A 26,454-nucleotide genomic window follows, 5' to 3' on the forward strand; every position below is an offset into this window, starting at 1 on the left:
GAAAAACCCCCACTGATGGAAGTTTCACTTTATGTCAGAAGACAATAGCAGTTTAGAACATACTATCTGGAATTATAAGTATTATATCGTATTTGCGCCAAAGTATAGAAGGCAAGTGATTTATAGGAAAATTAAAAAGGATACAGAGACAACCAAGCCGGATTTTGATCTCAATTAAAAAATATATTGTATTTCATAGTTCTTATGAACTATAATTCTTATGGGTATAAGACGAGAATAGCAACCCTCTCATGCTCAGTTCTGGAATTATAGTAAATAGTATCAAGTTCCCAGCATCAAGAGTGGCTCGATTAATTGCAGATTCTCTTCAGCTCCAACAGTGTGAAGAATAAAAAAGCTAATTAAATAAACTTATATGATATTTTATAAGAGTTTGAACTTGATCAAAACATAGGTACAGAATTCTGCTGAAAAAGCCCTTAGGAAAAGTGCACGGACGTTGATCAGTGCAAATTAGCCTTGATGATGTTTTTCTTACATATCAGGAAGAGAAATTTTATTTTTATAAACTGACGGGGAGCTTCATAGAAATAAGAGAAGGATATTTTACATTAAAATTGCTGCTAATAGGGGGATATGGAATTGGATTCAGAATTATTAATACAATCATTAATTGTTTTTGTCGATCTCGTATTGGGATTGTTCATAGGATTTAGACTAAGTAAAGGTAAATCAAAGAAGAGAAATATTATTTGGGGATTATCTATAATCTTAGCGATAGCTCCTTTACTCTCGGTGTTACTCAGTATTATCATTGCATTTATAGCAGGTGATGGCTGGACAGGAATTGCAATAGTAGTAATCATACTGCCGCTTTTCTTTTTTGTCGGTCTTGGTCGTCTTCTTGCTGGTCTTTTTAGGGAAAACGGTGAGAAAAACTAAAAAATAGAAGGTCAACATTCGTTTGTTGGCTTTTTTAGTAAATTTCCGGAAGATAATGCGGTCGAACAAGTTTTAAACTAAATTGTTAAACTCATTTATGTTCGCACCGATTAGTAATAAGGGAAAATAAGTTTAACAGCGATGTAGGGCTGATGGGTCATCGAGAGAGATAGAAAGACGAGAAGAGCGTAACAACAAACAAAAGAAAGAAGGCTGATTTATGGTAAAGCAGAAAAAATGGACAATGATTATATGCATGACATTATTTGCTTTTATAAGCTGTCTAATTGCACTTCCATATACGACGGCGGTGCTTGTACCTCCCCCTGGAGTGGAGATAACAAAAACACAGTTATTAATTACGCTGATTATTAATATTACAGTTCAAAGTTTTATTGCTATTATAATAGGTGTTTATCTCGGACCAAAAGTAGGGTTAAAAGCAAACATTATTAGAAACTGGATTTATAAAGATACGAATGAAAAATTTAATGGACGTTCTGTCCTTTATGCAATTCTTGCTGGGGTAGCAGGGACTGCGATTTTAATATTAATAGACTACTATGTTTTTATGCCGCAATTAGAGGAGCTTGCTAAATACAGCGCAGAACGGAAAGACATAAGCTTTTTAACTGGGCTTTCAACAATATTCCAGGGCGGATATGCAGAGGAAGTCATGCTTCGTTTCGGAGCAATGACATTTGTCGTTTGGTTGTTGTCTCTGATTTTTAAGAAAAATTATGCATAGATTTACTGGTTCGCTATTATTGGGACAGCTATTTTATTCGGTATCGGCCATTTAGGTGCAGTGTTCTCTATAATTGAAACAGTAACACCTTTACTTATTGTGAGAACAATCTTTCTGAATGCAGTACTGGGTATTATATGCGGTTATTTATATTGGAAAAAGGGGCTGGAATATGCAATAATTGCCCATATTGTCGGAGATATTATTATTCATGGATTTTTTGAATAATCTTATTAAAAGAAAGCCCGTATATGCGGGCTTTCTTTTTAATCAACAATAATATAAGCAGTCATCGGTGCCTCGGCTGTATGTGTTGTACAAATGAGTTTGTATACACCTTCTTCCTTGAAATGGAGCGGAACAACTGTTTCTTCACCTTTTTTTACGACTCCTTTTATATTTGTCCCTTCAATGAAAAATGGATGTTCTTTTCCGTTTACACCGTAAATACGTAAAGTGACATCTTCTTCTTTCGGAACGTAAATTGTTCCAGGATCCCAGCGGTATACTTCAATTTCTCTTCCATCTGTCATTTTCGATTGGAATTCAACGGCAATCATACTTATGTTTAAGTTTTTTGTTTGTTTTTCCATACTCGCTGTTTCTATATCACCAGGATTGAAATAATACCAGCTGCCAATACCGAGAATGAATAGAGCGGTAATAGTAAAGAAAACTAATTTTTTATTAATAAATATAAACTTCATCCGTTTTCCCTCCTAAGTTCATGCTGTTCTCTCTATCTATATGCATGAGTATGGTGAAAACTTGTCTACATTATTTAAGAGGGGGGAGAGAAAATAAAAAAGTGAGTGAAAAATCACTCACTTTCCATCTTATTGATCAAGGAATTCATGCAATGCTGTCTTATTTTTATCTAAATCAAGATCTAAAACTGCGCCAACTCCATCAACTCTACGGTTTTCATAGCCGTTGTCAACTGGAATTCTTAAAGATTCAATATTTATTGAACCCCCAGATAAAATATCTTTCCCGATACCGATTGTATCTGTTACACCGATATTTGTGTTAACGAAAGGAGAAACAGCTCCAACTATTTTTGGCAGTTTTGTAATTCCATCAACGGAAACGATTTGATCTGAAATTGCTTTTATTGCCTGCTGCTGGCGATCAACCCTTCCAAAGTCACCAATGGCATCCTGACGGAATCTCACATAGCCGAGTAATTCTTTCCCGTCTAACATTTGTCTTCCTGGTTCAAGAGTTACACCGATTTTCTTAGACATTCTTTTTTCGACGTCAATCTCAATACCTTCAGGGAATGCGATATCGACCATCTTCACAAAGCCTTGGAAATCTAAAATCGCATAATATTGTAAATCAATATCGAAGTTCTCTTTCAGCGTTTGACGAAGCAGCTCAGGACCGCCATAAGCAAAGGCTGCATTGATTTTATTCATTCCATGTCCCGGTATTTCCACGTAGCTGTCCCTCATAATAGAAACCATTTTAGGCTTGCTATTTTTTGAATTGTATTGAGCAATCATAATTGTATCTGTTCTGGCATGTTCTTCGCCTCGTGAATCACTGCCTAGGAGCAGAATATTTGTATTTCCGTATTTATCTTTTTTTCCGTCAAAATCATATTCTGTTTGTGCTATAGCTGTATCATCATTTGACTTTAAAAAAGCGTCCTTATATTGAGAATAAAAATAAGCAGCACCAGCAATACAAACTGTAAATAACGAAAAGAGTATAAAGACCGCTCTTCGTTTTAATCTTCTCTTCTTTTTTTGATGTCGTGCACTCCTCATAATGATACCTTCCTTAATTAGAATGTAAATCAATACTTATCTATTAGACTAACATTTTTTTAAAACGTTACAATCTTTTCTTTTTATTTGTCGTTTTTTGTAATAGACTCTCATAGTTTAATATTATAATGCTTCCCAGTCAATAGTCCTACACATGTAAAATCCCATGTTCATCAATTAAGAACATGGGATCTACATGCCAAAAGGCTAATTTATTGTTCTTCTTTTTTCATTGTCACAGCAGAAAAGTTCTCGATAACTGGTAAAGTTCGTTCACTTTCCATCATAGCATGTCCACATAATGGGCAGCTTGGTTCATCGTCTGATTTAAAATTATCACGCATCCAGCCTTTACAAGTATCTGATGCACATTTCCAAATCTTAAGATTGACCTCTGGCGGTTTTTCAACTTGTTGCTGAAACCTCATTAAAAACACATCCTTTTTTGAGAGATGCCGTTCTATTTACATTATACACTTATTTGTGTAAAATATGTAACTTTGTTAACATAACATTACCAACATTTTCTCATATTACTAAAAGTGGCATCATATATACTTTGGTGTTTTTCTTTTTTAATAAAAGAAAGATCGGTTTAAAAAGAGCAATAAATTTCTATAACGAGTTAGAAATAAAAAAAACAAGAAAATATTAATATCATCAACAGAAAGGCAATCAGAAGATGGAGAAATCAATAAAAAGTGAGTTAATTGGATTATTTATCTTTAATGCAGATTGTAAAGCATATGAGCAAAATGAGGGGAAAATACATTGGCAATTGAATATGAGAGATGAGTATACGGATATTAATGAGATGATTAAAAGAGCAGAAAAGCTTTTTTTACGTATAGAAGAATTTAATAAAAAGGCTAAAGCGGCCATAGCAGAGAAATTAATTGATTATAAAAATGACTTTTGGCCTGAGTATGATGAGAATGATGAACATTTAAATTGGGATGCTGTTGATGCGGGAGAATATGATGTAACTAAAGAGGAATTTGAAGAAGCAATTACTTTCTATGATATCGCAATTAGGGCAGATGATATATATTGTGAATACGACGATGGGGATTTATTCGGAGGACATAGAATACACGCCTATTTTGATAATGATTACACTTTATTAAGTGTGGATGTATAGTTTTAATTAGATGAAAATTTAATTGCTTTATGAGAAAAGAGCATGTTTTGAAAAAAGATCAAAGCATGCTCTTTATATTATGCTGTAATAAGCAGAGAAAATTTATTTTATTTTCAGCCGCTGGATTTGTAAATAAGTGAAGCTTCTCCATAGCCATTCCAATGGACCGAAGCGGAACTTTTTTAACCATAGCCAGCTGATTATTATTTGGAAAGTATAAATAATAATGCAAAGGATTGTTCCCGTAAATAGACTTACCTGGCCATAAAGGTCAAAGACAAGAAAAATGATTTGGCAAATAACTGTTTGCATGATGTAATTTGTAAATGCCATTTGTCCAGAATAACGGAATCCATACAAAAATTTTCTCCATCTGTCTATTTTTAATAATAAGATAAGAGAAGAAATATAAAACAAGCATAAAACAATTCCGTTCATCGCCGTAAATAATAAAGTAAACGCATCCTGATGGACATGCATATTAATAATGGACAACAGGGAAAGAGCTAAAATAATCGTAAGAGGAAGCCCCGCCAGCAATGTAGTCAGCCACACTTTCTTTACGATTTTTCTTGGGTCCGTTTCAAAAATTTGGATTTTCCCTGCAAATAAACCGAGTAAAAACATGGAAAATACAGGAATCAGGGAAAAGGGCATTTGCAATAACATCGTCACTGCCTCTAGACCAAATCTGTAAGTGACCCACTCCCAATAGGAAGCTTCTGTGTACATTTTCAAATAATGAGCAAGTTCTTCCTTTCCTTGTGCAGCGTTCATTTGCTGGATCTCTTCCATAAAGCTCGCCGGTATAAGTAATTGCAGCGCTAGAAATGCGAAGTACAGTATAAGAAGAGATAGGGCCCAAATTAAAATCGTTTTTGGTTTTCGGTTATAAAAGGCGAGTAAAAGCAAGCCGCCTGCAGCGTATAAATGCAAAATGTCTCCAAACCAAAGAAAGATAAGATGGATTATTCCAAATACGAATAAAAAGCTGATTCTTCTTAAATAAAGGGAAGAAGACATATTTCCTTTTTCTTTAGCACGGTTCATAAAGATGAAAAATCCTAAACCGAATAAAAACGAAAACATCGGGAAAAATTTCATTTGGACAAAGAGTTGGAAAAATATATTCGTCCAAAAATCAATTCCTTTATATTCACTTTGCAAACCGTACAATTGATGAAGAAAATCAGGAGAGTGGAATGTCGGCATATTAACTAAAAAAATACCGAATAGAGCAAAGCCTCGAATAATATCAATTGATACTATTCTATTTTGTAATGCAATAGGTTCATATTTCATTGAATACCTCCAGTTTTTTATTAAGCTTATGAATACCTCCTTTATTTTAAGACAGTTAGATAAACAATGCATTAACTTAACATTAACATGCGAATAAATAATCTTTTAAGCAGCAAATTAATATTAAGGTAAGGTTTTGAAGAAGTGTGAGGGGCTACATTCCATCTAAATATCTCCAGTAAAATTGCAGAGTATATGTATGTATATATCTTCTTTAGGGAAAACGATATATGTACAATATATAAATGATGATGGAGGAAAAAAATGATTCGTAAATTGCTCTTAGTAACAATGATTACTTTTTTTGCAGTGCCTGTCGTTACAGATGCTCAAATTAAAACATTTAAAGAGCCGCCATTTGAATTTTACAAAGTTTCACGGGGGGACACGTTTTGGTATATCGCTCAAAGATATGGGCTAGACTATAAACAGTTAATGCAGTTAAATCCAAATGTTCCGGAGAAGAATATGCAAGTTGGTGAAGTTATTCGTTTAAAAGCAACAGCCCAAAGTCCGAGCAGTTTTGAAGAACAGGTAGCAGTTCTCGTTAATAAAGAGAGAACGAGCAGAGGATTAAAGCCGCTGACACATCGGGCAGATTTAAAAAATGTTGCCGAGAAAAAGGCACAGGATATGATTAATTCCAATTACTTTTCACATACAAGTCCGAACTATGGTTCTCCTTTTGATATGATGAAAACATTTGGCATCAGCTATCAAGCAGCAGGTGAAAACATTGCAAAAGGCCAGAAATCACCGCAGGAAGTAATGAATGCATGGATGAACTCATCGGGGCATCGGGCAAATATTTTAAAACCTGAGTATGATTCAATCGGCGTAGGTTTTTATAATGGTGCATGGGTGCAGATGTTTATTAAAAGCAGATAAGCAAGGTAGGAAATGGGGCTGATTTAAGTCCCATTTTTAAATAATTTACATACAGTTGGTGAAAAAATGCCTTATATTACTTTAAGAAATAATGAAACTATTTTTTATGATGAATATGGAAGCGGCATCCCCGTATTATTCATTCACCCGCCAGGAATGGGGAGAAAAGTTTTCTTTTATCAAAAACCACTAAAAAAATATATGAGACTGATTATTCCTGATTTATCAGGTCACGGTGACAGCTCCTTTATTAACACGAAGGAAGTTTCTGTTAAGACATATGCAGAAGAAATCATTATGCTCATGGATGAATTATCATTGAAAGAAGTCGTTTTATACGGCTATTCTGCAGGGGGAATGATCGCTCAGTATATTTGCTCGTATTATAAAGAAAGAGTGAAGGGATTAATTTTATCGGGCGGTTATCCCGCTGTTTTAAATCTTTCCTTTCAGTTTGAGCATAAGTTAGGAATGTATTTTGCCGCAAATCACAGAAGAATTTTAACGAATGTATTGGCAATAAGCCATACGAGGAATAAGAAATTAAGAAAAACACTTAAAATTCATATGGATAAAGCTCATACAAAGGCTTGGTACTCTTATTATAATAGTGCGCTCTGTACGAATCTGATTAAAAACGTAAGTTCCTTTCAGATGCCGGTCTTGCTTATTTATGGTGATAAGGCAGATATGATTAATAAATACGTCAGGATTTACAGAAAGCTTTTAAACAATAATGTCCGAGCTGTATTTATAAAAGGAGTAGGACACCAGCATGTGACAAAAAAGTGGAAACAGGAAAATTACTTCATTTACCAATTTTTAAATAAACTAAAAGGCTGACAGCTGTCAGCCTTTTAGTTTTTATCCGCCAAGTTTTTTTCTATCAGGTGCTCCAGGCGGCTGTTCGAGCCATTGCCTTTCTACCAGTAAATCGAAGCCATCTTTACTGTATGAAAGGATACCGGCAATGAGTGTACTGTAGTGAGTGGCTAAATCGGTCCTCATCGATAAAGATAATGCATGTCCAATCAATGTAATATCGATGGAGTTTAAAGAATGAAAAAGATTAACGATCAGTTTATCGGAGAACGGGGAAACAGTTGAATCGGTTACTTCCATATTAGTGTGGATGACTCCCATTAAATCTTCTTTCAATAATAAGTCATTAAAAAACTTAATTTGTTTTTCAGAGAACTCTTTCCCTTTATCTATATATGATTTTACTTTTTTATCCTTAATTACTTGAAGTAGGCCATAGCATATTATTAAAGCAAAATAATTTCTTTCAATATTATAATGAATTTCTGAAATCTCGATTACGTTTAACGGTCTGTTCTCCCCAATGAAATGAGAGAGATAATTTTCTTTTTCGATATAATGAACTTCTTCTGGATATGGTATCATTGGCGGTCTATCGTAAAGACCCTTTTCAAGCATTAACATTTTTGACTCGTTATGGAGAGTGAGTGCCTCATGAGATGCTTTTGTAAAAAAATCAATCATATCTTTTCTAGCAACACCTGCTGTAACAAAACCCAAATTAATCATTTGCATTTTATTTGCTGAATAAATAAAACTTAGTACGAAAGGATCGTAAAAGAGAGGAGGAGCCAGTAAATTAATATCATTATCAGTAAAGCCGTTCGGGATTGAAATCTCTTCTGCCTGAAAGATTCCCTTCATTTCATTGATTTGAGCTGATGTAGTATCAAAAAACTTTTCTAAGATGACTTTTATATCCTCATCCTGTAAATGTACTTGGAAATATTTTATTAAGCAAAGAGACATCGTTTGCTGCATGTATGTACTCCATAAAGCACCTAACTCAGAACTTGATAGACGTGCATTACTCACAGTTTTATCCTCCTAAAAAATTAATTATACAAAGTATTTTTCCAAGTAAGATATGAAATTATACAGTTTTATAACATAAAAAAACGGCCGGCTTGCTAAAGAAGCAGACAAGCCGGCTGTTTTTTTGACTTTTTATTTTCAATTTCACTTTACATGCTCTTTTTCCTTTTCTTCTTCATGTTCACTCTGTTTCGAAAATAAGTGGACGATAAAATCTTTTGACAGTTTATAATTTTCTTCTATTTTTTCAACGACATGGGAAATTCTTTCGAACACAATTGCTTTTAAATTTTCTACATCACGTGTTACTTTTTCTGTCTGCGCCTCTTGATTATTAATTCTTTCTATAACACTTTCATGAAAAGTTTCCTGAAGTGACAGTTTTTCTTTCATTTGTTCATTTAAGTGTATTTGCTGGTCGAGCTGTTCCATTAATGACTGCTGAATTTCTTCGCTTTCCTTTATTCTTCTTGAAAAGTCGGTAAAAGATTTATCCTGGATGGTAAGCTGGTCAACGATTACCTGGCTAATTTGATTTTCAGCTTCCAGTTTATTCAGCAGCTCTTCATTTTGTTTCTCAAGATCATGCAGCTGGTTGATCATCTGTTCTGAAGTTAGTTTCTGTGTTTCCATATCTGATAATAAGGGGGATGTCACTGCCTTTTGCTCTTCTAAATGTTTATATAAATGATCGAAATGCTCCGCTTGTTCATCCCGTGTTTTATGAATGAGGTCATTTACTTCATTCGCTGCATCAGTAAGATCCTTATTCATTGCTTGCTGTTCCTTTACAAATTCTTTCACATAATTTAATCGGAAATATCGCTGATTACAATCAGGTGTAACCTCTGGCAACGAGATGAACACGTTTTTCTTAGTATTGGCCGCCATGTTAACACTCCCTTTGCAATATCCATATATCATATGAGCATACAGGAGCATTTGATTCCTAATGAAAAAAATAAGCAGTTTTTAATCACTGCTTATTTTCTAATAAATGATGGATAGACGTGCCGATTTCTTCCGCAATAAAGTCTTTTTCAAAATCCATTGATGCAACATGATAGGAGTTGTGAAGGGGGATGACTCTTTTTATTTTTGATTGTACGTGTTCATAAATAAACTCAGAGTTGGACGGCGGAACGACATGATCGACTGTTGATTTGAAAATAGTAATCGGGCACGATACTTCATGTACCTTGCTCTCCGTATCTTCCATTAATGAAAGTAATTCATTTACCGCTTTGATTGGAACTTTATCATAAGCAATTTCAAATACTGTTTTATCTTTAATATCCGGTTTGCCTTCATCGATAAATGCCGGAGAAGTTTTATTTTTATAAATATGATAACTTACATCATTAATAGCAGGATTCAGCAAATAGATACCTTTTATATCTCTCTCGCGGGCTGCTAATTGCAGTGTCAGTGCTCCACCCATCGATTGGCCAACGATGAAAATTTCAGAGCATTTTTCCTTTAATTGATTATAAGCAGTGAAAATATTATTAATCCAGTCTCTATAATGAAAGCGTTCAAGGTCAGAAGGAGCTGTACCATGCCCACTAAGCCTTGGTGCAAAGATAGTGAATCCCTTTTTTGCTAATAGATGTGCTATGTCTGTCATGCTTTGGGGTGTGCCGTTGAAACCATGGCATAATAAAACCCCGATATGATTACCGCCTATGTAAAATGATTCTGCACCATTTATAACATTCACTTTTTCTTTAACGACCATTTATCTCACCCTCCGCTTTTATTTTTATAATTCATATGTGTTTACTTGGTTTAAGTAAACGATACCATTTAGTAATATTATTTGTCAATAGAAATTTTTTTATCTTAAATCATTAATGAATGTTCATACTACATAATGAAGATTTTTGTTTATTGAAAAGAAAAGAGGCTTCTAATTATGGAAATATTAACGCTTGAATTTTTAACTTCATTATTTACTATTATTGTAATAGACTTAGTTTTAGCGGGGGATAATGCTATTTTGATCGGATTGGCATCAAGGAATGTACCGAAGCATTTGCAAAAGAAAGTAATTCTTTTTGGTGCTTTAGGCGCTGTCGTTATTCGGATTATTGCTACATTGCTTGCTGTCGGATTATTAGCACTCCCAGGACTGAGGCTTGTTGGTGGTTTAATTTTAATTATGATTGCTTATAAACTCCTTATTGAGGAAGAAGAGCATGATATGAAACCAAGTGATAATTTTTGGGGAGCGATTCGCACGATTATTATTGCTGATGCTTTAATGGGTCTAGATAATGTATTGGCTGTTGCAGGTGCTGCCCATGGTGATTTTCTCCTCGTTATAATCGGGCTGTTCATCTCTATTCCAGCTGTCATGTGGGGGAGTACGATCATCTTAAAATTAATACAAAAGTTCCCGGTTATTATAAAAATTGGTTCAGCAATTCTTGCCTGGACAGCTGCAAAAATGATCGCAGCGGAAATATTGCTTCATAATATTTTTTCAAATACTTTTATTAAATACAGCTTTGAAATTATAGTTATTATAGCTGTCCTTTTCTTTGGTCATCTAAAGCAAAGGAAAACAGAAATGTAAAGAAGTACATAAAGGGAGAGAGAACGGGGAATTTGATGTATTATTCTATCATTATTATATTGTTTATCTTATTAACGATTGCTTCGCTGACGAGAAAAAGTAAAAAGGAAGATAGAGAAGTGCTCATAATCGCACATCGGGGGGCATCCGGCTATGCACCGGAAAATACAATCGCTGCTTTTGATGAAGCTGTGAGGTTAGAAGCCAACTTTATTGAACTTGATGTACAGCTCAGCAAAGACGGAGAAATTGTTGTTATTCATGATTTAACTGTTGACCGAACGACGAATGGAAAGGGAGAAGTAAGAAACTATACATTTTCCGAATTGCAAAAACTAGATGCCGGCAGCTGGTTTCATCCAAAATTCAGAGGAGAAAAAATTCAAAGCTTAGATGCCGTTTTAGACAGATATAAGGGGAGAACGGGATTTTTTATTGAATTGAAAAACCCTGCATTATACCCGGGAATAGAAGAGAAGCTGGCTGAAACATTAAAGCGGCATAATCTCCATAAAGACGGGGATGTAGTAATCCAGGCATTTGAGAAAGCATCCATTAAAAGATGTAAAGCGATTCTTCCTGAAATTCAGACAGGTGTTTTAATAAAATTCAGCGTAAAAGGTATTTCTAATGAACAGCTTTTGAAGCTGTCTGAATTTACTGACTTTATCAATCCGAATAAGCAGTTGGTAAATAAAAGATTAGTAAAACGTGTTCATCATTACGGAATGAAAATTGCTCCATACACAGCGAAAGATAGAGCTTCTATTCAATTTCTGCTCCATGCGGGTGTTGACGGAATTGTAACTGATTATCCTGATTATATTGTGAAAAATTAAGGTTTTCCTCTAAAATTTTGTAGTATTTTGTCGATATTATGTAAGTAATCATATATAGATACTACAAAATGTAAGGGGATTTCAGATTTTGAAAATAAAAACGAAATTAATTACTATTATTACTGTATTTGTCCTAGCGATATTTTTTGTAGGTATTTTTGCATCGACATCTTTAAACTATGCGATAAAGCAGCATAGCTTATTGGAAGAGAAGATGGAAATGCAAAAAATATCAAAGCATGTACAATATCGTCTGGCAGGATTATCTAACGATGAAAGAGGGTTCTTATTAACCGGCGAGAAAGAATTTGCTGATGGAATGAAAGATAAATATGATGACATAAAGTCAAATTTAACAGAGCTGAACAAGCTTGCGTCAGGTCATGAGTATGATTCGTTATTAGGTGATTTGGAACAAAGTCTCGACTCGTATTGGGAAATGAATAATAGAGTAGTAGAGCTTTATGCAGATGATAAAACAGCTGCTATGAATTATCATTTTACAGAGGAGAGGGAGCTTCGAAAAGAAACATTGGACCCTGCGGTAAACAGTTTTGTTGATACATTGGATGAAAATGTAAGTGTGTTGGATAAGGAAATTCAATCGTCTACATATGAAAGAAAAATGATTATTTATACTATTACTATTATTTCAACTGCAGTTGGTATTATTTTAGGTATTATATTACTTTTTGCAATTATGAGACCTTTACGTATTCTTCACACGGAGCTTGAGAATATAGCGAACGGCAATGGTGATTTAACGAAACGGATTCATGTGAAAAACAAAGATGAATTCGGTGATTTAGCGGCCTCATTTAATAAATTTATCATCTTTTTAAGAGATGTTATTCAAGATATTTCTTCTTCTGCTGAACATGTAGCAGGATCGGCAGAAGAATTCTCGGCAAGTGCTCAGCAATCGAATGCTTCCACTGAGCAAATTTCATATTCTATGAATGAAATTGTAAACAGCACATTGGAACAAACGAAAATGACAGAAAAGAGCTCTCTTTCTATAAAAAGTTCATTATCGAATTTAATAGAGATTACGAAAAAAAGCGCTGATGTGTCAGAAGTTGCAGTATATATGAAAGATGGAGCAGAAGAAGGCTCGAGATCAGTAAAAGATTTAGTAAGCCAAATGCATTCCATTCACACATCAGTTGATTTAGCTGATAAGGGAGTAAACTCACTTGCAGAAGGTGCTGCGAAAATTGATCAGATAACATCATTAATTGATGATATTTCTTCACAGACAAATTTACTTGCATTAAATGCAGCGATCGAGGCGGCAAGAGCAGGCGAATACGGGAAAGGTTTTGCTGTTGTAGCGGACGAAGTGAGAAAATTAGCTGAACAGTCTCATAAATCTGCTAATGAAATAAAAAAATTGATCGTCTCTATCCAGTCAGAAACGGAAGAAACGGTTCAGTCTATCAGCAAAGTAAAAGAAAATGTAGATTTGGGGCTGGATTTATCGGAGCTGACGGAGAAGCAATTCACTGAAATATTAAAAGCAACTGAGAATGTATCAGCTCAAATACAGGAGATTGCTTCTACTTCTGAATTAGTGAGCCATGATGTACAGGCTGTTTCACAGTCCGTTGAATCGATCGCAAATGTATCAAATGAAACAGCAAACAGTACAGAGGAAATTGCTCAGGCTTCCAGTCAGCAGCTTGCGGCAATTGAGGAAGTTCTCGCGGCTTCTACATCATTAGCAAAGCTTGCAGAGAATTTACAGAACTTAGTTCATAAATTTAAAGTTTAATACAAATGAATGTCCAATTTAGCAGAAATGTGTATAATTAAATTTAAAATTATATTTTAGAGGAGCTGAGTAAAGATGAGTATAAGTAAAGTGGAGAAAGGTTATTTTGGACAGTTCGGAGGCAGTTTCGTACCGGAAGAGCTGCAGGAGGTACTAAATTATCTTGAAGAACAATTTGAGAAATATAAAAATGATCCGGAATTTATTGAAGAATATAATTATTATTTAAAAGAATATATAGGACGTGAAAACCCGTTAACATTTGCAAAAAATTTAACGGAAAAAGTCGGCGGAGCAAAGATTTATTTAAAGCGGGAAGATTTAAACCATACTGGTGCACATAAAATAAACAATGCGATTGGACAAATTTTATTGGCAAAACGCATGGGTGCAAATAGGATTATTGCAGAAACAGGTGCCGGACAGCATGGAGTTGCAACAGCGACAGCATGTGCTATTTTCGGAATAGACTGCACGATTTATATGGGGAAAGTTGATACGGAAAGACAGGCATTAAATGTGTTTCGAATGGAGCTTTTAGGAGCGAAAGTAGTGGCGGTTGATAAAGGACAGGGCCGCTTGAAAGACGCAGTTGATGAAGCATTCAGCGATTTAGTCCAAAATTATAAAACGACATTTTATCTGCTCGGTTCAGCAGTCGGACCGCATCCGTTCCCAACGATGGTAAAGCATTTCCAGTCCATTATAAGTGAAGAGTCGAAAAGACAGATCCTTGAAAAAGAAGGTAAGCTCCCGGCAGCGGTAGTTGCTTGTGCAGGAGGCGGAAGCAATGCCATCGGTTCATTTGCCCATTATATTGATACGCCTGAGGTGCGCTTAATCGGTGTTGAGCCGGCAGAAGCTCCAAGCTTAACAAAAGGGGTACCGGCTGTTATCCATGGCTTTAAATGTCTTACATTATTAGATGAAGAAGGAAATCCAAGTCCGACATACTCTATTGCAGCGGGACTGGATTATCCGGGTATAGGGCCTGAGCACAGCTATTTAAAAGAAACAGGCCGTGCGGAATATTATACGATAACAGGGGATGAGGCACTGGAAGCATTCCAGGAGCTGTCAAAAATTGAAGGAATTATCCCTGCCTTAGAAAGCTCGCATGCTGTTGCGCAGGCAATGAAATTGGCGAAAGAATTAAACAAGGATGATATTATTATTGTTAATCTCTCTGGCAGAGGCGATAAAGATGTTGAACAAGTATTTCATATGTTAAAAAAAGATAAGGATGTCCTAAAAGGGTAAAAAGAACCCTTTTAAGATATCCTGCTGAAAGGCCCTGTTATGAAAATCCAGTAAAATCAAGGATTTAGCAACAGGGCCTTTCAGCTTTTAAACCTTAATAGGAACTTATCAGACAGCCCCGTCTTTTTTTACATCCTTACATAAAAAACCTTGCTGTCTCAGCATTTCCGGAACGTCAGCGTATTGATTATTATAATGGCTCGCACGATAAAATTCAGAAATTCTTTTCGTCCATGTCACATCTTTATTCCCTTTTTTAAGCTGATCCTCCCGGTATGTCTCATTATATTGCTTTAAGTAACTCATTTGCTCATGATTATACTTTTCATTATGTATGACAGCTTCCTTAGGAAGACGTGGATTGAGGCCGGGATCTTCTGTCCCGTAACCGATACATAAGCCTGAAATAGGGATAACATATTTCGGCAGCTCAAGCAGTGTAATTACTTCTAATGGATTTCTCCGGATTCCGCCGATAGGCACGATATTAAGACCTAATGACTCAGCAGCTGTTATTGCGTTCGCTAATGCAATGCCGACATCAGTGGCACCAACGATCACACTATCAATATCATCAATAGCTTCGAACGAGTTTCCTTCAAGCTCACTTGCTAATTTTGCGCGATAAAAATCTGCACAGAAAAGGAGAAAAACCGGGGCTTGTTTAATATGTTCCTGGTTTCCACATAGTTCAGCGAGTTTTGTTTTTCTCGTTTTTTCTTTTACTGTAATAATGGAAACCTGCTGTCCATGAATCCAGGAAGGAGCGGCCTGTGCTGCCGATAAAATAATGTTCAGGTCTTTATCGTCCACTTCTTTTTCAATATATTTGCGGTAGGACCGGTGACTCATTAATGTTTTTATACAATCATTCATTGAAAAACCTCCAAAGATAATTTTATATTTAACTTTAGGGAATTATATAAAACAATTAAAAAAGAAGCCTTGGAAAAATGGAAAGCTTCTTTCTATTGATACTGTTCAAGCATCATGAAAAACTTGCTTACAAAATCATAAAATACTTTCACGGACGGAGGAAGCTCACGGTTTTTTGGAATAATAACACCGACAGTCCGTTTTACTTCAGGAAGTTCAATTGGAATTTTTACTGTGAAGCGGGGGATTGCTTCATAAAATGTCGTATCGGGAAGCAAAGTAACACCGATCCCAGCTGATACTAAGCCTTTGATGGCGTCTAAATCTTCCCCTTCTGTTGATACATGCGGTTTGAAACCCGCTGCTTTACATGCATCAACGGCAATTTTTTGCAAAATATACCCTTTAGGGAACAGAACAAATTCATCATTTCTTAAATCATTTAGAAGAATCTTCCGCTTTTTTGCCAGAGGATGACTAACAGGTAATAAGGCAGAGATACGTTCTGTAAATAAAATTTTCCCCATAATATCCGAATCAGTCATTGGAACAGGCCCTAAAAATGCTAAATCAATTTCTCTGTTTTTTACGGACTCGATTAAAAATTTATAAGAACCTTGACGAAGGTGAAAGCTGATATTTGGATACTCTTTTTTAAATTCAGATAAAACAGTTGGAAGCATATGGCTTGCAAGACTTGTTGGAAAGCCTATTTTGATGGAACCGCGTTCAGGGTCCAAGTACTCGTTAATTTGATCTTTCGCATTTTCAAGAGCCTTCATTGCGATATTAATATGGTCTAAAAAAAGTTTTCCGATCGGTGTCAGCTTTACATTTCTGCCCTCCCGCTCAAATAGTTGAACACCGAGCTCATCCTCAAGATTTGCTATTTGCCTGCTTACTGCAGATTGTGCAACATGGAGGCTTTCCGCTGCTTCAGATACATGCTCACGTTCGGCTACTTCGATAAAATAACGTAGTTGACGTAGCTCCATATTTCTTCACCCCCATTATAATGTCTAACTGTACGTGTTTTAATTTAAATTATATATTGTTTACAGAGAAACGTTAAGCTTTAGTGGCATATATTTTCATATTCTATTAAAATTATAGTAATAGAAGAAAATTATTTTTAGCTGGGGGCGGCATCTTGGGTATAACATTATCTAAAAAAATGGATTTATTTAAAGCTTCCATTTTTACAGAATTAGCAGAACATAAACAGAGAAAAATAGCTGGCGGGGAGCAGATTATCGATTTAAGTATCGGCAGTCCTGATCTTCCGCCGCCAGATTTTATAACAAAAGCTTTAGCTGATGAAGTACAGAAAAATGACCAATACGGCTACACATTAACAGGAACAGAACAATTTAATGACGCTGTTGCTCATTATTATAAATTGGCGCATAACGTGAAATTAAAGGCAGAAGAAGAAGTATTATTAGTGATGGGTTCACAGGATGGACTCGTTCATTTACCGCTCGTTTTCGCCAATCCTGGTGATATTATTTTAGTTCCTGACCCGGGTTATACGGCGTATGAAACAGGAATTGCATTAGCGGGAGCAGAGCCGTATCTTATGCCATTAAAAAAAGAAAATGAATTTCTCCCGGACTTATCAAAAATTCCGGCAGATGTTGCAGAAAAAGCAAAATTAATGATTTTGAATTTTCCAGGAAATCCGGTTCCGGCGATGGCGACTGCGTCGTTTTTTAATGAAGTTATTGAATTTGCGAAAAAATACGGCATAATCGTTTTACATGATTTTGCTTACTCTGAACTTTACTATGAAAATAAAAAGCCGATCAGCTTTTTATCATTGCCGGGAGCGAAAGATGTCGGTGTGGAGATGGGCTCATTTTCTAAAAACTATAATATGGCAGGCTGCCGCATCGGTTATTTAATCGGAAATAAATCTGTAATCGAAGCTGTCGGCAAACTTAAATCCAATCTTGACTTTGGAGTATTCTTGCCAATTCAGACAGCAGCCGTAACAGCACTTCGCGAAGGGGCCTCCTTTTGTATAGAAAGCAGAAAAATGTATGAAGAACGAAGAGATATATTAATTGACGGTTTAAGTGAAATCGGATGGAATGTAACAAAACCGGAAGGCGGAATGTTCATTTGGGCAGAGATTCCAAAAGGCTGGACTTCAACCGAATTTACTTACGCTTTACTTGATAAAGCGAATGTTATGGTTATCCCGGGAAATGCTTTCGGGCCTACAGGAGAAGGATATGTCCGAATTGCACTCGTTCAAACAGCGGAGAAATTAAAAGAAGCTGTTTATAATATTAAAAAAAGCGGAATTTTAAATAGTTTTCAGCTTTCCAACACAAAATAATTGTGAAGGAAGGTGAGAACAATGGAAAAAAAGAATCATGGAAATAACAGCCTTGAACAGGAAAGAAAAGATTATAACTTTGATGATAAGCTTCCAAATGAAGCGAATAAGAAAAAGAAAAGCAAATAGCAGGAATTTTTTCAGAATCGTCTGTCGGCGGTTCTTTTTTATTTTTTCTCTATAATTACAATAAACACGAATTATTATTAGAGATGAAACTAAAAATGTTCGATTTTCACTGATGAAATCACTTGAATCTTCCAATATACTAAGTTATTATTGTCGAATAGAGTATATAGGGAGGTTTTATTATGTACGGAGCACCTTTAAATAAAAATGCAAAAAAAGTAATGTTATTAGGATCAGGGGAACTGGGAAAGGAAGTTGTTATCGAAGCACAGAGACTTGGTGTGGAAACGATTGCGGTTGACCGTTATGAAAATGCACCGGCAATGCAGGTGGCACATCGTTCCTATGTTATTAATATGCTGGACGGGCAGGCACTTAGAGAATTAATTGAAAAAGAAAAACCAGATTATATTGTGCCTGAAATTGAAGCAATTGCAACCGAAACACTTGTAGAGCTTGAAAAAGAAGGATTTAATATCGTTCCAACGGCGAAGGCAACAAATTTAACGATGGACCGTGAAGGAATTAGAAGATTAGCAAGCGAGGAACTCGGACTTGCAACTGCGAAATATGCTTTTGCTAATTCATTAGAAGAATTAAAAGAAGCTGTAAAAGAGATTGGCATACCATGTGTTATTAAGCCGATTATGAGTTCTTCAGGGAAAGGACAGACTGTTTGCCGTGCGGCTGAAGATATTGAGAATTGCTGGAATGAGGCAATGGAAGGCGGACGAGGAAAGAAAGCTCGTGTCATTGTTGAAGAATTTATTACATTTGATTCTGAAATTACACTGCTCACAGTTCGTTCTGTTTCTGGAACAGCTTATTGTGCGCCAATTGGTCATGTTCAAAAAGACGGAGATTATATTGAATCATGGCAGCCTCATCAAATGACAGATGAACAGATTGCGCAGTCTGAACAAATTGCTAAAACAATTACAGATTCCTTAGGTGGTTATGGTGTATTCGGTGTGGAATTATTTTTAACTGAGGATAAAGTATATTTCAGTGAAGTGTCTCCACGCCCGCATGATACTGGAATGGTAACGATGATTACGCAGGATCTTTCCGAATTTGCACTGCATATTCGTGCTATATTAGGTTTTCCAATTCCGAATATTAAATTAATAACAGCTGGTGCGAGTCATACGATTAAAGCTTGGGAAGAAAGTTCCTCATATGAAATTTCCGGGATAGAGAGAGCCTTATCGATTCCGAACACACAAGTAAGAGTTTTCGGAAAACCGGAAACAAAAATAGGGCGACGAATGGCAGTCGTTTTAAATGCGGCAGAAACGACGGAAGAAGCGCGAGAAAGTGCTGAAAAAGGTGCTTCACAAATAGAAGTTACGTACGGTAATAAATAAAGTTCTTTAATAAAATTATCGAACTTAAGAAAAGGGAATAGGAGAAAAGGAGAGATCGTGATTTTCGTCTTTGACTTTATCTTTTTAGGCTACTCCTCAAACAGAAGATCGCTGAATTCGGCTTATTTTTGCTTGAATTCAGCGATTGACTTCAATTTCAGCTATTCTATCCTCAAATTTTATTTTCTTCTTGTATTCTTATTCATTTCAATTATTATGGGTAAAACATTTAATTATATGTTTTTCCTTCAATTTCTTTCTCTTTTAACGTCTTCCTTTATAACGACTCAATCGATAGAGAATTTTATTATACGAGTATTATAGGTTAAGTTAATTTTATATTTATTTGTAAAAATTTATATATAACAACTAAAATAAACCAATTTTATGCCGATAAAAAGTATAAGTGTTATGAAAATATATGGTTAGTTTTTACTGTTTAATATTTCAAACACTATCTATGTATATTAAATAAATTTATTACATTTTAGAGAAAGTGAATGATTATATGAATATAAGTTCTCTCAACTCTTATCAATCAGGATTGTTATATTCAAAGAATGGTAGTAGCCAGTCAAAGATCAATCAAGAATCTGCATTTTCTATTAATGAAGCTATAGAACCTGAAAAAAGTGGAACTTTAACTCAAAGTGGCTCTTCAGATGTTTGGAAAGAAATTTCGAGTAAATATAATGTTCGAAAAGCAACCTTTGAGGATATAAAAGAAATATCTCTAAGACTATATGAGGCTGGAGAAATTTCTCTTTTAGAACACGCTATCTTAACATTTGATCACGAAAAAGTTGCTAATGATATAAAACATCGTGCCCGTGTCCCTGTGTCACCTAATTTTAGTATGTATGAAACATCCTCCAATCAACATGGAGAAAGAGACTGGATTGCAGAGTTTGAAGCTAGAGTGAAGAAGGATTTCAAGTATGGTAATTTACTTGGTTATCAAAATAATATGAAGGTTCTTAATATTTTACAGCGACTAAATACTTAATAAAATCAATTATAGGTACGATAACATCCTGGCACTTGCAGGTAGTAAATAGATACAATGAATCCTTGTTTGTGTTGAGGCAACCACAAAAAAAGCCTCGTGGTTTTTAATTTCCACGAGCGGCTTTTACCTTTAGTAAAGGGTAGGGGTTGGATAACAGGCAACAGCATCAATAAATCTTGGGTCAATACCATAAAACATCCAGAAGGAGCCGTTCCATCTATATCCAGAAACTTCACCATACTCGACGCGGGTTGGGTAAAACCAGAAGCTTTCCCCATTTATGAGCCAAACATAAGTGTTTTCAAATAAACAATCGATTATATAGGATACAGAAGGCTTTGGTGGAATGAATGTTGGAGGAGGGGATTGTGGTTGCTGGCGGAATATCCCCTGAGGTGGAAAAAATACCATGTGATTTCACTCCTTTTTAGCAAGGTCCTCCGCATTATATGTTGAAATGAATTAGAAAGTGTGAAATTGGGCAAATAACTAAGGATGCATTAGCATGTATTTATAAAAAATTATTTATTCGTATTTTAATAAATCCCTAGTAAAGTGAGATTAGCTTTGTACCAAGTATTGATACAAACAATCTTGAAGATGTAAATTGAGTACCATTCCATGTTAAGAGATTTTCGATATACCCTAATGTATCCGCATTCGTTGTGCCAATAATACGTTGAAAAGCAAGTAAATCATAATTCATATTTTTTTCATTTGTAACAATAGGATATAAAGCACCTAAAGCAAGTACCTCACCCTTAGTTGGTTGTTTTAGTTTACCATTCTCATAGTAATACTGTGATAGATAATCATGCCCTTTATAGCTAATATCAATGGTGAACAGAATGTCGAGTAGAGGACTTCTTACACTCACTTTATAAAAATCTTCATAATTAACATTGAACATGTAGTCTTTATTATATTTTTCAACATCAAACATTTGACGTGGAATATTATTTCTGAAGGAATAAATATAGAAAGTACCATATCCTCCACTTCCTCCTAAATCAATACTTACTAAAATATCCGAGATGTTATCCTTAGAAAAATCTCCAAGGAAGAGCCTAGCATTGTATCCGGCATTATTTTGGAGATTTATTGTTGTAATCTCGTTAGAACGTCCATCTTCGATGACAAGTGTAATATTATCTGCAAAGATTCCGGTTTCTTCTGTTTTATTTCCGTATAAATACACACTATCTATTATTCCGTCCCCTGTTACATCACCTTGCTTCATGTCAAGTAAATTTCTGTTTTCAAAATATTTATAGTTACCATACATATGCCCTTGAAATTGTCTGTACAAATGAACTCCTCCAAAAGAGTAGGTACTTACTTACTCTGTTCACAATATGTAGGTCAATATCTATACGCCTGTGTGAATGACCATGAAGGTTTAGAAAATATTTTGTTAAGTTATTATGCTAGCGGGGCTTTAATTTAATAAATAATTAAAAGGAGCTTTCAAGATGAAAGATCTTTTTTTTCTGCTTGAAATTGAGGTTATATGAACTACAATTGGATCGATATATTTAATGCTCGCAATAAAATATTCATTTGATAGGCAGTTAATATCTAATATAAAATTTTAGACTTTTAAAAAAGTTTTAAAAAAATTAAAAAAATCGAACGATATGTCCATATCTAACCAATATATAGTGTAAAGCATAAGGAGGGATCACGGGTGGGGAACCAAAATGATGAATATGACAAGCTTATCCAACTCACTCTTTCAGGCAGAAAAGAGGCGTATGGTGAGCTTTATGAAAAAACAATCCGGGATGTTTATAAAAGTGTTCATTTTCTTATAGAAAAAAAGACAGATGTAGATGATGTAGTTCAGGATATTTATATCCAGGCGTACCAATCCCTAAGTCGATTTGATAGGAGTAAATCATTTCGTCCTTGGTTAATGGGGATTGTGGTACGACAAATTCGTAATTATCGACGGAAAACATGGACATATCTCCGGATTCTAAAAAAAGCGGAAGGACATAAGCAAGTGATTGAATTTGATTTTTCCAATGATGTGGTTGATAAACTTTCTAATCACGAACTCATTTCATTAATTGATAGTCTGCCTTACAAACTTAAACAAGTCGTTATCCTACGTTATTTGAATGAACATTCTCAAGAAGAGGTTGCTAGTATTTTAGACATTCCTGTTGGAACTGTTAAATCGAGAATCAATGCTGCATTGAAGAAGCTTCGTCAAAAAGGACAAGATAATAACATTTTTTTAAGAAAGGTGGAGAACATACAATGAACTTAGAAAATCAAGTAAAACAAGCCTTACAAGAAAGAGGTAAAGAGGTAATAATACCGCTTGAGTTAAAAGGAAAAGTAATGAACCAGATTGTAGAAAGCAAAACGATAAAAAGAAGAATGCCAATGAAAAAACGCTTGGCAGTAGGTATCATCGCAGCAGCATTGCTGGTGCCGACAAGTGCTTTTGCTTATCAATCTATCCTAGCTGATGGAATATTTGGATCATTTGAGAATCTCAGAAAACATGGAACAGCTTTAACTATAGATGGATATATGACTTTTAATGCAAAATTAATGCAGGCAAAAGGAGAATTAGGAGAAAAAGAATATGGAAAATTTAAAGAGTCTTTGCGTGTAATTACTAATGCTAAATTGGAGTATGGAAATAAGTATGGAAATACTGATTTCGATCAGATGTCTTCTAAAGAAAAAGCTAAGATTGAAAGAGCCTCAATGGAACTGCAACCATATTTTGATAAATTAAATGGAGATATATCAAGTAAAGAAATCTTAACTCATGGAGAATATGAACAGTATATTGAAGCTCTTATGGCATATGAAAAGGTGTTAGCGCAGGCGAACATAGATACAAGTAAAGGTCCTGTAGAGGCAGAAAAGCTTCCTAAAGAGCTTAAAGAGGAATTTCAGCAAGCAAAGAATTTTTTAGATTATGTAAGTGAAAAACAGCAGGCAATAAAGGAATAAGGGAGTAGCTTAATAATATTAGTGAAAAGGATTTTCAAAATTGCAGGTCCTTTTTTCTTTCTAACATGTATTTTATGTTAACTAGATTTGTATAAAAGATTCATATACAAAATAACAATATAATCCATTTAAATTCCTATTTATAACAAAATTTGATCCGGATTCTGCTATGCTAATAGGAGAATGACTATAATTTGAAAAATATGATAGATAGGGAGCATGTAATCATGGATAGAATTTATTTTGTGGACAATCCTTGGCCCAATGGTCATCCAATAATTAATTTTGAGTGGAGTGCACATTTTAAATATAAAGAAGGAGACGAATCGGCAGGAAAAGTGGGATTGTATTTTGATTTCCATTTAGAGACTGCAGATTATTATAAGGAAGACGATGAAAATGAAGACGATGATAATGATGAAGCAGTAAGCGATTGGAAATCTAAAATTGTATGGAATAACTATCATAGTTGTACTTTGTCATCAACAGAATGGGATAATAAAGGGTTTCTTGTAGGAAGTGATAAGGCGCCATTTAATCCTGAAACATTGGACGGAAAAGAATTTAGAATTGATTTCTTATCTAAAGATGAACAAGAGGACCTCGATCTGGATCTCACTGCATTTGATGTTTATTTACTTGGTCACGATGCGGCAGCCTTTCATACTATTAAATTTACTAAGATAGAAGGTTCAACTTATCAAATTGATTGGAAAGGTAAATTAGCACTTGCTTATGTAGCTGATTACGAGTTCAGATATGATTTCCATGCATTCATTTCTTCTGCGTCATTTAAAGGAATTACTATTCCTGATGAATTAACGGATAATAAGGCGTATGAGCTTTTAGAACGTTTTATTAGTAAACCATCTTTATTCGAATTACAAAATGATAATGGTAAAAGACAATTTGTGCTTAAATAATTAAAATAATCTGTTCCTGAAGATGCTTTTTACAGTGCCTATAAGATGCACTATGTTAACTAGATTTATTTAAATCATAATGAAAATCAAATCAGAGAAATAAAGAGGACATTCTATTTTTGAATGTCTTCTTTATTATTAGATTCTTCTTTTTTAATAATATCTTTTACAACATCTGCAATTGTTACATTCCCTAATGCTTTTTCCAATGATAGTTGAGCAATTGAGAATAGTGGAGTAATCGTTTCTTGAATATTTCTACCTACGGGACAAGCAGGATTTGGGTTATCGTGTAAACTGAATAATTCTTGTTCAGGTACAACATTTACGGCTTTATATACATCAAGTAACGTAATATCGGATAAATCTTTTGCAAGTTCAGCTCCTGCAATACCAGGCCGTACTTTTACCAGACCGGCATTTTTAAGCATCCCCATAATTCTTCTTACTACAACTGGATTCGTATTTACACTTCCTGCTATAAATTCTGATGAGTTTACCCCTTGTTTGTTGATCTCAATAAGAGAAAGTATATGGATTCCTACAGCAAAGCGGCTGCTGATAGACATTTTAGTCACCTACCTTATGTTTAACGACCTACTTAGCATCATGTAATTATTATGATTACAAGTTTATTATATCTCAAATATTGTACAACATATAAAGAGTTTTGATATTGACAATTTTAAAAGATGTAACTATTATAGTTACATGTAATCAAATTAGTTACAAATAAATGATCAATTTTATTAGGAGGATTATAAAATGAAAATTGGAGTTATCGGTGCAAGTGGTAAAGCAGGAAGTCTTATTTTGAAAGAAGCGGTTGAAAGAGGACATGAAGTGACAGCGATTGTTAGAAATGCAGAAAAGGTTAAAGAAGCAAACATTGAAATTATAGAAAAAAACATTTTCGATTTAAATTCACAGGATATGGAGCAGTTTGATGTAGTAGTAAATGCATTCAATGCAGCTCCTGGAGAAGAACATCAGCATATTGAAGCTGGTAAAGTCCTAATTGAAGTACTTAAAGGGGCTTCAAAGACAAGATTGATAGTAGTTGGAGGGGCAGGAAGTCTATTCGTGGATGAAGCAAAAACTATTCGGGTGATGGATACTCCTGATTTTCCTGAAGCATATTTTCCAACTGCTTCAAATATGGGAAAAAATCTTGAGGAACTACAAAGCACTAGCGGTATTCAATGGACTTATATCAGTCCTGCAGGATTCTTTGATCCCGCAGGTAAACGTACAGGTTCTTACCAAAAAGGTAAAGATCAATTAACTTTGAATTCAAAAGGAGAAAGCTATATTAGTTATTCAGATTATGCTATTGCTGTTTTAGATGAAATTGAGAATCCACAATACAAAAATGAGCGTTTTTCAGTTGTCGGAGAAGCAGAATAAGTCTTAATAAAATTTAATTTAATAAACAGCTGAAAGGATCTTCCTTGAACTGTACCCTAATTGTTAGACATCGCTAACAGTTTGCGGTGCAGTTTTTTATGGATAAATATTCTTTAGAAACTAAATTAACGGTTATTCATTTCTACCTTGAGATGTAACTAGGTTAATTAATATATAAATTATAAGGAAATTTTACTATATGTGGAATTGTTCATTAAAACCACAAGTAGGTTTAAAAGTTTACAAAAAGATGAATACCAATTATAGTTTTAAAAAGTCAATATGCCTTTAATTAAAATTAAACATTAGCATCAAGCAACATAGCATCCTAATTAAGATAAAGTGAAACTTCTATCAG

The 26,454-nt window shown here is 34.7% G+C and carries 29 protein-coding genes and 1 pseudogene; 18 read left to right on the plus strand and 12 right to left on the minus strand.

Annotated features, from left to right (window positions below):
• Positions 1–31: 31 nt before the first annotated feature.
• From BFA01S_RS21950 to BFA01S_RS21955, 4 genes and pseudogenes are all read left to right on the plus strand, one after another.
• A pseudogene (locus BFA01S_RS21950) lies at positions 32–142 on the plus strand (IS200/IS605 family transposase); the annotation flags it as partial.
• A 461-nt stretch (positions 143–603) separates the two neighbouring features.
• Positions 604–903, plus strand: a complete 300-nt coding sequence (locus BFA01S_RS13305; RefSeq protein WP_066231239.1) for a hypothetical protein — start codon at positions 604–606, stop codon at positions 901–903.
• A gap of 220 nt (positions 904–1,123) precedes the next feature.
• Complete coding sequence (locus BFA01S_RS13310) at positions 1,124–1,651, plus strand: hypothetical protein (RefSeq protein ID WP_066231244.1); 528 nt, start codon at positions 1,124–1,126, stop codon at positions 1,649–1,651.
• Between the two features lie 18 nt (positions 1,652–1,669).
• Positions 1,670–1,879, plus strand: a complete 210-nt coding sequence (locus tag BFA01S_RS21955; protein ID WP_268874868.1) for a CPBP family glutamic-type intramembrane protease — start codon at positions 1,670–1,672, stop codon at positions 1,877–1,879.
• A gap of 38 nt (positions 1,880–1,917) precedes the next feature.
• Here the strand turns inward: BFA01S_RS21955 and BFA01S_RS13315 are convergent, their stop codons facing one another.
• The 3 genes from BFA01S_RS13315 to BFA01S_RS13325 all read right to left on the minus strand — a co-directional run bounded on the left by BFA01S_RS13315 (position 1,918) and on the right by BFA01S_RS13325 (position 3,854).
• Positions 1,918–2,358: a cupredoxin domain-containing protein gene (locus tag BFA01S_RS13315; RefSeq protein ID WP_066231247.1), complete on the minus strand. Its 441-nt coding sequence runs from the start codon at positions 2,356–2,358 to the stop codon at positions 1,918–1,920.
• A gap of 129 nt (positions 2,359–2,487) precedes the next feature.
• Entirely contained in the window at positions 2,488–3,426 is a 939-nt protein-coding gene (locus tag BFA01S_RS13320) for an LCP family protein (protein WP_066231250.1), read from the minus strand.
• Between the two features lie 212 nt (positions 3,427–3,638).
• Positions 3,639–3,854: a cold-inducible protein YdjO-related protein gene (locus BFA01S_RS13325; RefSeq protein ID WP_066231251.1), complete on the minus strand. Its 216-nt coding sequence runs from the start codon at positions 3,852–3,854 to the stop codon at positions 3,639–3,641.
• Positions 3,855–4,108: 254 nt separating this feature from the next.
• Here BFA01S_RS13325 and BFA01S_RS13330 point away from each other — a divergent pair, with 254 nt between their 5' ends.
• Positions 4,109–4,567: a DUF2262 domain-containing protein gene (locus BFA01S_RS13330; RefSeq protein WP_066231255.1), complete on the plus strand. Its 459-nt coding sequence runs from the start codon at positions 4,109–4,111 to the stop codon at positions 4,565–4,567.
• A gap of 102 nt (positions 4,568–4,669) precedes the next feature.
• Here the strand turns inward: BFA01S_RS13330 and BFA01S_RS13335 are convergent, their stop codons facing one another.
• Positions 4,670–5,869 carry a DUF418 domain-containing protein gene (locus BFA01S_RS13335; protein WP_066231258.1) on the minus strand — a complete coding sequence of 400 codons (1,200 nt, stop codon included), beginning with the start codon at positions 5,867–5,869 and terminating at the stop codon, positions 4,670–4,672.
• 264 nt (positions 5,870–6,133) lie between these two features.
• Between BFA01S_RS13335 and BFA01S_RS13340 the strand changes: the two genes are divergently transcribed.
• Together BFA01S_RS13340 and BFA01S_RS13345 are read left to right on the plus strand one after the other, a co-directional pair.
• Positions 6,134–6,757, plus strand: a complete 624-nt coding sequence (locus BFA01S_RS13340) for a CAP domain-containing protein (protein WP_066231261.1) — start codon at positions 6,134–6,136, stop codon at positions 6,755–6,757.
• A gap of 66 nt (positions 6,758–6,823) precedes the next feature.
• Positions 6,824–7,600: an alpha/beta fold hydrolase gene (locus tag BFA01S_RS13345; RefSeq protein ID WP_066231266.1), complete on the plus strand. Its 777-nt coding sequence runs from the start codon at positions 6,824–6,826 to the stop codon at positions 7,598–7,600.
• A 21-nt stretch (positions 7,601–7,621) separates the two neighbouring features.
• Here BFA01S_RS13345 and BFA01S_RS13350 read toward each other — a convergent pair whose 3' ends face one another.
• The 3 genes from BFA01S_RS13350 to BFA01S_RS13360 all read right to left on the minus strand — a co-directional run bounded on the left by BFA01S_RS13350 (position 7,622) and on the right by BFA01S_RS13360 (position 10,352).
• On the minus strand, positions 7,622–8,614 hold the full coding sequence (locus BFA01S_RS13350; protein WP_235843025.1) for a DUF3231 family protein: 993 nt from the start codon (positions 8,612–8,614) through the stop codon (positions 7,622–7,624).
• Between the two features lie 144 nt (positions 8,615–8,758).
• Positions 8,759–9,505, minus strand: coding sequence for a hypothetical protein (locus BFA01S_RS13355; protein ID WP_066231268.1), 747 nt, complete (start codon positions 9,503–9,505; stop codon positions 8,759–8,761).
• Positions 9,506–9,590: 85 nt separating this feature from the next.
• The gene (locus tag BFA01S_RS13360; protein ID WP_066231269.1) at positions 9,591–10,352 is read right to left on the minus strand and encodes an alpha/beta hydrolase; all 762 of its coding nucleotides are present in this window, start codon (positions 10,350–10,352) and stop codon (positions 9,591–9,593) included.
• 177 nt (positions 10,353–10,529) lie between these two features.
• On the opposite strand from BFA01S_RS13360, the gene BFA01S_RS13365 reads away from it, so the two are divergent.
• From BFA01S_RS13365 to trpB, 4 genes are all read left to right on the plus strand, one after another.
• Complete coding sequence (locus BFA01S_RS13365; protein WP_066231271.1) at positions 10,530–11,192, plus strand: TerC family protein; 663 nt, start codon at positions 10,530–10,532, stop codon at positions 11,190–11,192.
• Between the two features lie 35 nt (positions 11,193–11,227).
• On the plus strand, positions 11,228–12,031 hold the full coding sequence (locus BFA01S_RS13370) for a glycerophosphodiester phosphodiesterase (protein ID WP_066231273.1): 804 nt from the start codon (positions 11,228–11,230) through the stop codon (positions 12,029–12,031).
• 88 nt (positions 12,032–12,119) lie between these two features.
• Positions 12,120–13,805 carry a methyl-accepting chemotaxis protein gene (locus tag BFA01S_RS13375; protein ID WP_066231275.1) on the plus strand — a complete coding sequence of 562 codons (1,686 nt, stop codon included), beginning with the start codon at positions 12,120–12,122 and terminating at the stop codon, positions 13,803–13,805.
• 75 nt (positions 13,806–13,880) lie between these two features.
• Positions 13,881–15,065 (plus strand): tryptophan synthase subunit beta, encoded by a 1,185-nt coding sequence (gene trpB / locus BFA01S_RS13380; RefSeq protein ID WP_066231278.1) that lies wholly within the window; start codon positions 13,881–13,883, stop codon positions 15,063–15,065.
• Between the two features lie 108 nt (positions 15,066–15,173).
• Here trpB and BFA01S_RS13385 read toward each other — a convergent pair whose 3' ends face one another.
• Positions 15,174–15,941 carry an NADPH-dependent oxidoreductase gene (locus BFA01S_RS13385; protein ID WP_066231281.1) on the minus strand — a complete coding sequence of 256 codons (768 nt, stop codon included), beginning with the start codon at positions 15,939–15,941 and terminating at the stop codon, positions 15,174–15,176.
• 92 nt (positions 15,942–16,033) lie between these two features.
• Entirely contained in the window at positions 16,034–16,936 is a 903-nt protein-coding gene (gltC, locus tag BFA01S_RS13390) for a glutamate biosynthesis transcriptional regulator GltC (protein ID WP_066231284.1), read from the minus strand.
• Positions 16,937–17,091: 155 nt separating this feature from the next.
• Here gltC and BFA01S_RS13395 point away from each other — a divergent pair, with 155 nt between their 5' ends.
• From BFA01S_RS13395 to BFA01S_RS13405, 3 genes are all read left to right on the plus strand, one after another.
• On the plus strand, positions 17,092–18,285 hold the full coding sequence (locus BFA01S_RS13395) for an LL-diaminopimelate aminotransferase (RefSeq protein ID WP_156483681.1): 1,194 nt from the start codon (positions 17,092–17,094) through the stop codon (positions 18,283–18,285).
• Positions 18,286–18,596: 311 nt separating this feature from the next.
• Entirely contained in the window at positions 18,597–19,781 is a 1,185-nt protein-coding gene (purT, locus tag BFA01S_RS13400) for a formate-dependent phosphoribosylglycinamide formyltransferase (protein WP_066231287.1), read from the plus strand.
• A gap of 508 nt (positions 19,782–20,289) precedes the next feature.
• Positions 20,290–20,787: a hypothetical protein gene (locus BFA01S_RS13405; RefSeq protein WP_066231289.1), complete on the plus strand. Its 498-nt coding sequence runs from the start codon at positions 20,290–20,292 to the stop codon at positions 20,785–20,787.
• 132 nt (positions 20,788–20,919) lie between these two features.
• Here the strand turns inward: BFA01S_RS13405 and BFA01S_RS13410 are convergent, their stop codons facing one another.
• Together BFA01S_RS13410 and BFA01S_RS13415 are read right to left on the minus strand one after the other, a co-directional pair.
• Positions 20,920–21,201, minus strand: coding sequence for a transporter (locus BFA01S_RS13410; protein WP_066231291.1), 282 nt, complete (start codon positions 21,199–21,201; stop codon positions 20,920–20,922).
• A 136-nt stretch (positions 21,202–21,337) separates the two neighbouring features.
• Complete coding sequence (locus tag BFA01S_RS13415; RefSeq protein ID WP_235843026.1) at positions 21,338–22,099, minus strand: VCBS repeat-containing protein; 762 nt, start codon at positions 22,097–22,099, stop codon at positions 21,338–21,340.
• Positions 22,100–22,477: 378 nt separating this feature from the next.
• On the opposite strand from BFA01S_RS13415, the gene BFA01S_RS13420 reads away from it, so the two are divergent.
• The 3 genes from BFA01S_RS13420 to BFA01S_RS13430 all read left to right on the plus strand — a co-directional run bounded on the left by BFA01S_RS13420 (position 22,478) and on the right by BFA01S_RS13430 (position 24,689).
• Complete coding sequence (locus BFA01S_RS13420; RefSeq protein ID WP_066231293.1) at positions 22,478–23,059, plus strand: sigma-70 family RNA polymerase sigma factor; 582 nt, start codon at positions 22,478–22,480, stop codon at positions 23,057–23,059.
• The gene (locus tag BFA01S_RS13425) at positions 23,056–23,766 is read left to right on the plus strand and encodes a DUF3600 domain-containing protein (protein ID WP_066231295.1); all 711 of its coding nucleotides are present in this window, start codon (positions 23,056–23,058) and stop codon (positions 23,764–23,766) included. Before BFA01S_RS13420 ends, BFA01S_RS13425 begins: the two co-directional genes overlap by 4 nt.
• A 227-nt stretch (positions 23,767–23,993) precedes the next feature.
• A complete protein-coding gene (locus BFA01S_RS13430; RefSeq protein WP_066231311.1) occupies positions 23,994–24,689 on the plus strand; it encodes a hypothetical protein in 696 nt (231 codons plus the stop codon).
• Positions 24,690–24,802: 113 nt separating this feature from the next.
• Here BFA01S_RS13430 and BFA01S_RS13435 read toward each other — a convergent pair whose 3' ends face one another.
• Positions 24,803–25,258 carry an Rrf2 family transcriptional regulator gene (locus BFA01S_RS13435; protein ID WP_066231297.1) on the minus strand — a complete coding sequence of 152 codons (456 nt, stop codon included), beginning with the start codon at positions 25,256–25,258 and terminating at the stop codon, positions 24,803–24,805.
• A gap of 196 nt (positions 25,259–25,454) precedes the next feature.
• Here BFA01S_RS13435 and BFA01S_RS13440 point away from each other — a divergent pair, with 196 nt between their 5' ends.
• Entirely contained in the window at positions 25,455–26,096 is a 642-nt protein-coding gene (locus BFA01S_RS13440) for an NAD(P)-dependent oxidoreductase (RefSeq protein WP_066231299.1), read from the plus strand.
• The last annotated feature ends 358 nt before the right edge of the window (positions 26,097–26,454 follow it).

The sequence above is a fragment of the Metabacillus fastidiosus NBRC 101226 genome, from assembly GCF_001591625.1.
GTDB classification, from domain to species: Bacteria; Bacillota; Bacilli; order Bacillales; family Bacillaceae; genus Metabacillus; species Metabacillus fastidiosus.

Bases quoted from the DNA above. Each gene is read 5' to 3' on its own strand.
- BFA01S_RS13345 (WP_066231266.1), top strand. From the start codon at position 6,824: ATGCCTTATATTACTTTAAGAAATAATGAAACTATTTTTTATGATGAA.
- BFA01S_RS13435 (WP_066231297.1), bottom strand. From the start codon at position 25,258: ATGTCTATCAGCAGCCGCTTTGCTGTAGGAATCCATATACTTTCTCTT.
- BFA01S_RS13385 (WP_066231281.1), bottom strand. From the start codon at position 15,941: ATGAATGATTGTATAAAAACATTAATGAGTCACCGGTCCTACCGCAAA.
- BFA01S_RS13355 (WP_066231268.1), bottom strand. From the start codon at position 9,505: ATGGCGGCCAATACTAAGAAAAACGTGTTCATCTCGTTGCCAGAGGTT.
- BFA01S_RS13430 (WP_066231311.1), top strand. From the start codon at position 23,994: ATGGATAGAATTTATTTTGTGGACAATCCTTGGCCCAATGGTCATCCA.
- BFA01S_RS13405 (WP_066231289.1), top strand. From the start codon at position 20,290: ATGAATATAAGTTCTCTCAACTCTTATCAATCAGGATTGTTATATTCA.
- BFA01S_RS13325 (WP_066231251.1), bottom strand. From the start codon at position 3,854: ATGAGGTTTCAGCAACAAGTTGAAAAACCGCCAGAGGTCAATCTTAAG.
- BFA01S_RS13320 (WP_066231250.1), bottom strand. From the start codon at position 3,426: ATGAGGAGTGCACGACATCAAAAAAAGAAGAGAAGATTAAAACGAAGA.
- BFA01S_RS13335 (WP_066231258.1), bottom strand. From the start codon at position 5,869: ATGAAATATGAACCTATTGCATTACAAAATAGAATAGTATCAATTGAT.
- BFA01S_RS13365 (WP_066231271.1), top strand. From the start codon at position 10,530: ATGGAAATATTAACGCTTGAATTTTTAACTTCATTATTTACTATTATT.
- BFA01S_RS13410 (WP_066231291.1), bottom strand. From the start codon at position 21,201: ATGGTATTTTTTCCACCTCAGGGGATATTCCGCCAGCAACCACAATCC.
- gltC (WP_066231284.1), bottom strand. From the start codon at position 16,936: ATGGAGCTACGTCAACTACGTTATTTTATCGAAGTAGCCGAACGTGAG.
- BFA01S_RS13340 (WP_066231261.1), top strand. From the start codon at position 6,134: ATGATTCGTAAATTGCTCTTAGTAACAATGATTACTTTTTTTGCAGTG.
- BFA01S_RS13440 (WP_066231299.1), top strand. From the start codon at position 25,455: ATGAAAATTGGAGTTATCGGTGCAAGTGGTAAAGCAGGAAGTCTTATT.
- BFA01S_RS13330 (WP_066231255.1), top strand. From the start codon at position 4,109: ATGGAGAAATCAATAAAAAGTGAGTTAATTGGATTATTTATCTTTAAT.
- BFA01S_RS13315 (WP_066231247.1), bottom strand. From the start codon at position 2,358: ATGAAGTTTATATTTATTAATAAAAAATTAGTTTTCTTTACTATTACC.
- trpB (WP_066231278.1), top strand. From the start codon at position 13,881: ATGAGTATAAGTAAAGTGGAGAAAGGTTATTTTGGACAGTTCGGAGGC.
- BFA01S_RS13360 (WP_066231269.1), bottom strand. From the start codon at position 10,352: ATGGTCGTTAAAGAAAAAGTGAATGTTATAAATGGTGCAGAATCATTT.
- BFA01S_RS13370 (WP_066231273.1), top strand. From the start codon at position 11,228: ATGTATTATTCTATCATTATTATATTGTTTATCTTATTAACGATTGCT.
- purT (WP_066231287.1), top strand. From the start codon at position 18,597: ATGTACGGAGCACCTTTAAATAAAAATGCAAAAAAAGTAATGTTATTA.
- BFA01S_RS13425 (WP_066231295.1), top strand. From the start codon at position 23,056: ATGAACTTAGAAAATCAAGTAAAACAAGCCTTACAAGAAAGAGGTAAA.
- BFA01S_RS13310 (WP_066231244.1), top strand. From the start codon at position 1,124: ATGGTAAAGCAGAAAAAATGGACAATGATTATATGCATGACATTATTT.